Source organism: Bradyrhizobium sp. (assembly GCF_016462955.1).
In the GTDB taxonomy this organism is placed as follows: domain Bacteria; phylum Pseudomonadota; class Alphaproteobacteria; order Rhizobiales; family Xanthobacteraceae; genus Bradyrhizobium.
Window position 1 is genome coordinate 1 of the sequence record NZ_JAEMSD010000226.1, and the last position, 7,755, is coordinate 7,755.

Genomic DNA, 7,755 nt, shown 5'->3' on the forward strand with positions numbered 1-7,755 from the left:
CGGTTGATCCGCCATGGCCTAGATTCCCTCGAACAACGCCGTGGAAAGATACCGCTCGGAGAATGACGGTACGATCGCCAGGATGGTCTTTCCAGCAGCTTCCGGCCGCTTGCCGATCTCGAGTGCGGCGGCGATCGCGGCGCCCGAGGAGATGCCGCCCGGAATGCCCTCGTGCCGCGCCAGCGCGCGCGATGTCTCGATTGCGGTCGTCGAGTTGACCTTCACGATCTCGTCGATCACGGACCGGTCGAGGATGTCGGGGATGAAGCCGGCCCCGATGCCCTGGATCTTGTGCGGCGTATGCTGCCCCCCTGATAGCACCGGGCTCTCCTCCGGCTCGACCGCGACCACCCGCAGGCCTGCTTTGCGCGGCTTCAGCACCTGGCCGACGCCGGTGATGGTGCCGCCGGTGCCGACCCCTGCAACGAAGAAGTCGATGTTGCCGCCAGTGTCGTTCCAGATTTCCTCGGCAGTGGTGCGGCGATGCACCTCGGGATTGGCGAGGTTCTTGAACTGCTGCGGCATCACCGAGTTCGGCGTCGTTTTTAACAGCTCCTCGGCGGCAGCGATCGCGCCCTTCATGCCTTGCGCCGCCGGCGTCAGCACCAGCTCGGCGCCGAGAAAGGCCAGCATCTTGCGTCGTTCGATCGACATCGACTCCGGCATCACCAGCTTGAGCCGGTAGCCGCGCGAGGCGGCCACGAACGCGAGCGCAATGCCGGTATTGCCGGAGGTCGGCTCGATCAGCACGGTGTCCGGCTTGATGATCCCCGCCTTCTCCATGGCGATGATCATGGCCGCACCGATGCGGTCCTTCACGCTCGCGGCCGGGTTGAAATATTCAAGTTTTGCCAAAATGGACGCGTTCACGCCGTGCATACCGGGTAACCGGCGCAAGCGCACGACGGGCGTGTTGCCGAAGGTGTCGACGATCGAGTCATAGATCCGGCCGCGGCCGGGTTGGTGCGCTGCACCCGTGGTGGACGATGCGTCCATGATGAACTCCCTGTGACGACGATCTGCACGTGCACTCGCGGCCATTCTCGCAGTTACAGACTGCTTGCCACGACACGCAAGCGACAATGCGGTACATGTTAAATACGCTGCATCGCAAAATCGCGTGAGCTTTAATTAGCAGAAAACCAACGCATTTGTGTTGCGACCTCGTCAACGTCTTCTGCTTATGTTAGACTTATGTCTCAAAGCAGGGAGGTCACCGCGATGTCAGCATTTGCTGAAGTGTTGCCGACCGTCGCGCCCAGGCGCGATCCGCGTTGCAGCGAGTTGCCCACCTGTCCCGTCTGCGCCGACTCCATGGTCGCTGCTGAAGCCTCCGCCTACGTCTCGGACCACATCATCAGCTATCTCTGGACCTGCGACACTTGCGGCTACGGTTTCGTGACCAAGCACGCAGTCAAGCAGCGGATCGTCTGCAATTGACGTCGCGCAATTATCAGCGCGGGGCGATGTCGCCCCTCGCCCAATCCTCGCGCGTACGCTGATAGAACTCCTCGAACGTTCCGCCTGCAATCGCGTCCCTGATGCCCTGCATCAGGAACTGGTAGTAAGCGACATTGATCTCCGACAGCAGCATCGCCCCCAGCGTCTCGCCGGCCTTGACGAGATGATGGAGATAGGCGCGCGCGCAGCTGCGCGCGGACGGCCATGAGCTCTCTTCATCGAGCGGACGCGGATCGTCGGCGTGGCGCGCATTGCGCAGATTCACCTGACCGAAGCGCGTGAAGGCGACGCCGTGCCGGCCGTTGCGCGTCGGCATCACGCAGTCGAACATGTCGATGCCGCGCTTCACCGCTTCGAGAATGTCGTCGGGCGTGCCGACGCCCATGAGGTAGCGCGGCCGCTCTCGCGGCAGCAGCGGCGCGGTCTCGTCGATCATCGCCAGCATCACCGCCTGCGGCTCGCCGACGGCAAGGCCGCCGATCGCGTAGCCGTGGAAGCCGATCGCGACCAGACCTTGCGCACTCGCATGACGAAGCTGCGGCACGTCGCCGCCCTGCACGATGCCGAACAGCATGTAGCCGTCCGGAGCGCTAGCGAAAGCGCGCTTGCTTCTCTCGGCCCAGCGAAGCGACAATTGCATCGCGCGCTCGATGTCGGCGCGCTCGGCCGGCAGGCGCACGCACTCGTCCATCTGCATCGCGATATCCGAGCCGAGCAAACGCTGCACCTCGATCGAGCGCTCCGGCGACAGCTCGACCTTGGCGCCGTCGATATGCGAGCGGAAAGTGACCGCGTGCTCGCTGACCTTGCGCAAGTCGGCGAGCGACATCACTTGGAAGCCGCCGGAATCTGTCAGCATCGGCCCGTTCCAGCCGGTGAACCGCTGCAGGCCGCCGAGCGCCGCGATCCGCTCGGCGCTCGGGCGAAGCATCAGGTGGTAGGTGTTGCCGAGCACGATGTCGGCGCCGGCATCGCGCACCTCGCGCCAGTGCATGCCCTTCATGGCACCAGCGGTACCGACCGGCATGAAGGCCGGCGTCCGCACCACGCCGTGCGGCGTGGTCAGCCGTCCGGTGCGCGCCGCCCCATCGGTGGCGAGCAATTCAAAGTGATTGGGTAGGTCATTGTCGGAATTCATGGCGGTGCTTATTGCGTGTCGGAGCAGGCCGATCAACCCGCCCGGACCATGCGGCCAGCGTTGGCTCAGACTGGCCCACACGTCGGGTTCGCGCTGGACCACCCTTGTTAAACAAAACGATACAGTGTAGTTTTACACTGGGGCTGGACGAGAACGCCGCGGCAGGTCTGCCGCCGGCGGGAAAACCTTGATCGCCAGCCATCGCCGATGCCCTTCCCCTCACGATCGACCGCAACGTCCGGCCTCGCGCATGGCCGGACCAGGCGCACAAGCGCCCGCCAGACCGGCATCCTGCTCCTGGCATGCGGCTTGGCGCTCGGCGCCTGCACCTCCCTGCCCCGCACGCCCTACACAGCCGCGGAAGCCAGCGTCTCGCGGGTGCTGAATATCGACGGACTGAGGCGTTACGCCGACGAGCCCGTCACCAAATTCAGCTTCGAGAAGGACACCAGCACCGCGACCAAAACCTATCTGGCGCTCTCCGGCGGCGGGGCTGACGGGGCCTACGGCGTCGGCGTGCTCAACGGCTGGACCGCGGCCCGGACCCGGCCGAGCTTCTCGGTGGTCTCGGGCGTCAGCACCGGCGGCCTGATCGCGCCTTTTGCATTTCTCGGTTCGCAATATGACGACACCTTGAAGGAGGTCTATACCAGCGGCATCGCAGAGAGCCTGCTGAACGATCCCAGCATCATGCGCGTGTTGTTCGGATCCGGCCTGTTCGGCAACACGCGGCTGCGCGAGCTCGTCGCCCGCTATGTCGGGCCAGAGATCATGGCACAGGTTGCGCGCGAGCACGCCAAGGGGCGCAAGCTGCTCGTGGTGACCACCGACCTCGACACCCAGCGCACCGCGATCTGGGACATGGGCAAGATCGCCGCGGTCGGGACGCCCGAGGCCCTGAATTTGTTTCGCGACGTGATGGCAGCGTCCGCCAGCATTCCCCTGGTATTTCCGCCCATCATGATCGATGCCGAAGGCCAGGGCCGCAAGTTCCAGGAGATGCATGTCGACGGCGGCGTCACCGCGCCGGTGCTGACATTGCCGGAAGCCCTGCTGTTCCAGAGCGGCCGCCTGCCCGGTACTGCGAAGATGGACATCTACATCCTCGTCAACAAGAAGATCGAACGCAATTTCGAGCTGGTCTCCAACGGCACGATCGACGTTGCCTCGCGCAGCCTGTCGGCGATCACCCAGTCGCAAACGCGCTCGATCATCTTCTCGACTTACGACTTCGCCAAGCGCAACCGGCTCGGCTTCCATCTCTCCTACATCGCGCGCGACTATCCTGCGCCGCCGTCGGAAGGCTTCGACACCACCTATATGCGAGCGCTGTATCAGTACGGATACGACAAGGCCGCCTCCGGCCAGGCCTGGACCTCGGCGCTGCCGTGATCGCTTCGAGCCGGAACGCAACCTTGCGGAAACCGTTGACGATATGGCCAATTCGGCCAGATTGGCGATGACGCTCCCGCAGCTGCGCGATATAGAGCGAATGATCGATATCGCGACCGCGCAGGAATCATTGGGCATGGGATTGACTGCGACCAAACCGAGACCGGCAGCGCCACGGCGCGGCGTGCCGAAATCGCGCGGCGGCCGGCCGACCAAAACCGCCGCCATCGAGCGCGATCAGCGGCTGATCGAGGTCGCCACCCGCCTGTTCCTCGATCGCGGCTTCGAGGCGACCTCGCTCGACGCCGTTGCGGAAGCCGCCCGGGTCAGCAAGCCCACCGTCTATTCGCGTTATGGCGACAAGCGGGGGCTGTTCGCGGCGGTGCTGAGGCGCGAGATCGCGCGCTGGCTCGCCCCGCTCTCGGCTGCGGCGGAGATGCAGCTCTCCAGCGCCTCCGACATCTCGGTCGAGCAGCGACTTGTCGAGATCGGGCGCGAGATGCTGACCTTCACCTGCGGCCCCGATGCCGTCGCCTTCAGCCGCATGATGACGTCGCAGGCCATCAACTTCCCGGACGTCGCCAAGCTCGGCAAGGAGGAAGGCTGGCTCAAGGCCGTCGCCACCACGGCGCGCTTCTTCGACCATCTGGTGGCGAAAGGCGCGCTCGATGTCGAAGACACCACCATCGCGGCCGAGGTGTTCCTCGACGTCGTGGTCGGCCATACCCACCGGATGGCGACGTTCGGAACGGCGCTGGAGCTGAAGCCTGCCGAAAAGCGCATGCGCGTGGCCATCAAGCTGTTCCTGGCCGGCGCGCTGGGGCCTGCCGACCGGGTCCAGGACGCCTCCAAAGTCACGCCACGGCGCCCCTCCCGCTGACAATTCCGTGAGCTTGTTACCTTTCCCCAGGCGCGCCCGCGCGCCCCGTTGACCGAAATAAAACGATACGGTATGGTTTCATTACAGTTGGTTCGGGCCGCTTTTTCACCAGCCCCAAAGAGGTCTGGACCACTTCGATCGCCGTGGCAGGTTACAGCCTGTCGCGGGCGCTCCGCGGCCGGCCGATGCCCAAGGCCGGCCGCGAATTCTTTACGATCATCCGGCACACTCGCTGGACGAGGTTTCGACATGACCGCATTACGACGACAGTCCCGGACCTTCTTGGCCGCCGCCCTGTCGGCGTTGCTCGTCGCGGCGCCGGCGCAGGCGATCGTCTCGGCAGGAAGCACGCCCACCGCTCTTCACGGCGAGACAGATGGCGACGCGGAGGCCGACCGCCAAGCGGTCAGCCGCGAGATCGAACGATTCCGCAGCTCGTCGATCACAATCAGCCAGGCCATAACGATCGCGGAAGGACGTCATGCCGGCGCCACAACCGCCGATGTGAGCTTTGACGGAGGCTCAGGTGTCCCGGTCTACCGGGTGAAGACCCTGCACAACGACCGGATCTGGCGCCACATCATCAATGCGTCGACCGGCGAGTTCGTCGGCGGGGAGGCCGCCCTCCCCCTCACCGAGCTCGACCACGAAGATCGCAGCAATCTCGCAGCGTTGGGGGCGATCAGGCATCGCCTCGCCGACGCCGTGCGCGTCGCCGAGCGTGCGGCCTCGGGCAAGGCCATCAGCGGCGGGCTGGTCCGCGAGCGCGGCCGGCTGAGCTTTTCGATCGTCGTGGTCAGCGGTGACGACCTCAAGGAGGTCACCCTCGAACCGCCGGGTGCCCGAACGAAATAGCGGGTGCCAAATAGCGGCGGGCGCGCCCGGTACCGATCGGGCGAAAAGCCCATTGACGGGTGCAAGACTCTCCCGCATAAGTCGCCGCCATGTTCACGACCACCAAACGCACGACCAAAACCACCACGGCCTCAGGGGCCCGGGGAGGCGTGCGCGCGTAGGTCGTCGACTTCAAACGCATCAGCTCTACGGCAAGCCCCGACCTCGATGGTCCGGGGCTTTTTTGTTGTCTCATTCGCAAATTCAATGGAGGATAAAGTGAGTAACGATCCCGTCGTCGCGATTGTGGGCGTCACCGGTGCGGTGGGCGCCGAATTCATCGCCACCATGGACAAGCGCGGCTTCCGCGTCAGCAAGCTCAAGGCGCTCGCCAGCGCCCGCTCGGCCGGCAAGACGGTGTCGTTCCGCGGCAAGGATGTCGTCATCGAGGAATTGACCGAGCGCTCCTTCGAGGGCGTCGACATCGCCCTGTTCTCCGCCGGCGGGAGCATTTCGAAGAAGTTCGCGCCGATCGCGGTCAGGGCCGGTGCCGTCGTGGTCGACAACTCCTCCGCCTTCCGCATGGACCCGAACGTGCCGCTGGTGATCCCCGAGATCAACGCGGGCCGCATCCGCGAGCACAAGGGCATCATCGCCAACCCGAACTGCGCCGCGATCACCGCGCTGGTGCCGCTCTGGCCGATCCACCAAGTGAATCGCATCAAGCGCGTGATCATCTCGACCTATCAGGCAGCCAGCGGCGCAGGCGCGGCCGCGATGGAGGAGCTGGTCGAATCCACCCGCGCCAATCTCAATGGGCAGGTCTATACGCCCAAGGTGATGCCGCACCCCTACGCCTTCAACCTCTTCAACCACAACACCGCCATCGACCCCGAGACCGGCTACAACGATGAAGAAACGAAGGTCATCAAGGAGACCCGCAAGATCTTCGAAGACGAGAAGATCGCGGTCGGCGTCACCTGCGTGCGCGTGCCGGTGCTGCGCGCCCATTGCGAAGCCATCACCTTCGAATGCGAGAAGCCGATCAGCGAGGACCAGGTCCGCGCCATCATGGCGCAGGCGCCCGGCGTGAAGGTGGTCGACGACCGCGCCAGGAACTACTTCCCGATGCCGATCGATGCCTCGGGCCAGGACGACGTGCTGGTCGGCCGCATCCGCAAGGACCTCAGCGATCCCACCGGGCACTCGATCTCGATGTTCGTGGCCGCGGATCAACTGCTCAAGGGCGCCGCGCTGAATGCGGTGCAGATCGCGGAGCTGCTGCCGCAGCGGGTGATGGCGTAACAGAGCACGCCTGTCGATCCGTCATCCTGAGGTGCGAACCATGCAGCGCCAGGCGCTGCATGTGAGCCTCGAAGGATGAGCGGCTGAGACGCAGCAACCGGGCCGTCGCCCTTCGAGGCTCGCCGAAGAGGCGAGCACCTCAGGGTGACGGTGATGCGTTTGCGCGGGTCGCCTACGGCTCCGCCCGAAACAGCAAACACGCATCGCCATACGAATAAAACCGATAGCCGCTGGCGATCGCGTGCGCATAGGCCTGCTTCATCGTCGCCAGCCCGGAGAACGCCGACACCAGCATGAACAGCGTCGACTTCGGCAGATGAAAGTTCGTCATCAACACGTCAACCGCGCGGAAGCGATAGCCGGGGGTGATGAAGATCGAGGTCTCCGCCGCAAAAGGCTGGATCGTGCCGTCCTCACGCGCTGCGCTTTCGAGCAGACGCAATGACGTGGTGCCGACGGCGACGATACGTCCGCCGTTCCTGCGCGCGGCGTTGAGCCGCTCCGCCGTCTCGACCGAGATCGTACCCCACTCGGCATGCATCTTGTGGCCGTCGGTGTCGTCGACCTTCACCGGCAGGAACGTCCCCGCCCCGACATGCAGCGTGACGCGATTGAGGCCGACGCCGCGCGCGCGCAGCGCCTGCTCCAGCGCCGGCGTGAAGTGCAGCCCCGCCGTGGGAGCAGCAACAGCGCCCTCGTTCGCCGCGAACATGGTCTGGTAGTCGGCGAGATCCCGGTCGTCGGG

The 7,755-nt window shown here is 65.0% G+C and carries 8 protein-coding genes; 5 read left to right on the forward strand and 3 right to left on the reverse strand.

Features of this window, described 5'->3' with window-relative positions; all coding sequences use genetic code 11:
* Nucleotides 1–18: 18 nt before the first annotated feature.
* Nucleotides 19–996, reverse strand: coding sequence for a cysteine synthase A (cysK, locus tag JHD07_RS21810; RefSeq protein WP_291625647.1), 978 nt, complete (start codon nucleotides 994–996; stop codon nucleotides 19–21).
* Nucleotides 997–1,221: 225 nt separating this feature from the next.
* Between cysK and JHD07_RS21815 the strand changes: the two genes are divergently transcribed.
* Nucleotides 1,222–1,440: a hypothetical protein gene (locus JHD07_RS21815; protein ID WP_291625649.1), complete on the forward strand. Its 219-nt coding sequence runs from the start codon at nucleotides 1,222–1,224 to the stop codon at nucleotides 1,438–1,440.
* A gap of 13 nt (nucleotides 1,441–1,453) precedes the next feature.
* Here the strand turns inward: JHD07_RS21815 and tgt are convergent, their stop codons facing one another.
* Complete coding sequence (tgt, locus tag JHD07_RS21820; RefSeq protein ID WP_291625651.1) at nucleotides 1,454–2,599, reverse strand: tRNA guanosine(34) transglycosylase Tgt; 1,146 nt, start codon at nucleotides 2,597–2,599, stop codon at nucleotides 1,454–1,456.
* Between the two features lie 207 nt (nucleotides 2,600–2,806).
* On the opposite strand from tgt, the gene JHD07_RS21825 reads away from it, so the two are divergent.
* The 4 genes from JHD07_RS21825 (at nucleotide 2,807) to JHD07_RS21840 (ending at nucleotide 7,010) form a co-directional block, all read left to right on the forward strand.
* Nucleotides 2,807–3,991 carry a patatin-like phospholipase family protein gene (locus tag JHD07_RS21825; RefSeq protein ID WP_291625653.1) on the forward strand — a complete coding sequence of 395 codons (1,185 nt, stop codon included), beginning with the start codon at nucleotides 2,807–2,809 and terminating at the stop codon, nucleotides 3,989–3,991.
* Nucleotides 3,992–4,127: 136 nt separating this feature from the next.
* Nucleotides 4,128–4,871, forward strand: coding sequence for a TetR/AcrR family transcriptional regulator (locus JHD07_RS21830; RefSeq protein ID WP_291625669.1), 744 nt, complete (start codon nucleotides 4,128–4,130; stop codon nucleotides 4,869–4,871).
* 249 nt (nucleotides 4,872–5,120) lie between these two features.
* Nucleotides 5,121–5,726, forward strand: coding sequence for a PepSY domain-containing protein (locus tag JHD07_RS21835; protein ID WP_366864970.1), 606 nt, complete (start codon nucleotides 5,121–5,123; stop codon nucleotides 5,724–5,726).
* A gap of 246 nt (nucleotides 5,727–5,972) precedes the next feature.
* Nucleotides 5,973–7,010, forward strand: coding sequence for an aspartate-semialdehyde dehydrogenase (locus tag JHD07_RS21840; RefSeq protein WP_291625656.1), 1,038 nt, complete (start codon nucleotides 5,973–5,975; stop codon nucleotides 7,008–7,010).
* Nucleotides 7,011–7,182: 172 nt separating this feature from the next.
* Here the strand turns inward: JHD07_RS21840 and JHD07_RS21845 are convergent.
* On the reverse strand, nucleotides 7,183–7,755 hold a 573-nt coding region (locus JHD07_RS21845; RefSeq protein ID WP_291625658.1), incomplete at its 5' end, for an S-adenosylmethionine:tRNA ribosyltransferase-isomerase.

Bases quoted from the DNA above. Each gene is read 5' to 3' on its own strand.
- cysK (WP_291625647.1), bottom strand. From the start codon at position 996: ATGGACGCATCGTCCACCACGGGTGCAGCGCACCAACCCGGCCGCGGC.
- JHD07_RS21815 (WP_291625649.1), top strand. From the start codon at position 1,222: ATGTCAGCATTTGCTGAAGTGTTGCCGACCGTCGCGCCCAGGCGCGAT.
- tgt (WP_291625651.1), bottom strand. From the start codon at position 2,599: ATGAATTCCGACAATGACCTACCCAATCACTTTGAATTGCTCGCCACC.
- JHD07_RS21825 (WP_291625653.1), top strand. From the start codon at position 2,807: ATGCCCTTCCCCTCACGATCGACCGCAACGTCCGGCCTCGCGCATGGC.
- JHD07_RS21830 (WP_291625669.1), top strand. From the start codon at position 4,128: ATGGGATTGACTGCGACCAAACCGAGACCGGCAGCGCCACGGCGCGGC.
- JHD07_RS21835 (WP_366864970.1), top strand. From the start codon at position 5,121: ATGACCGCATTACGACGACAGTCCCGGACCTTCTTGGCCGCCGCCCTG.
- JHD07_RS21840 (WP_291625656.1), top strand. From the start codon at position 5,973: ATGGAGGATAAAGTGAGTAACGATCCCGTCGTCGCGATTGTGGGCGTC.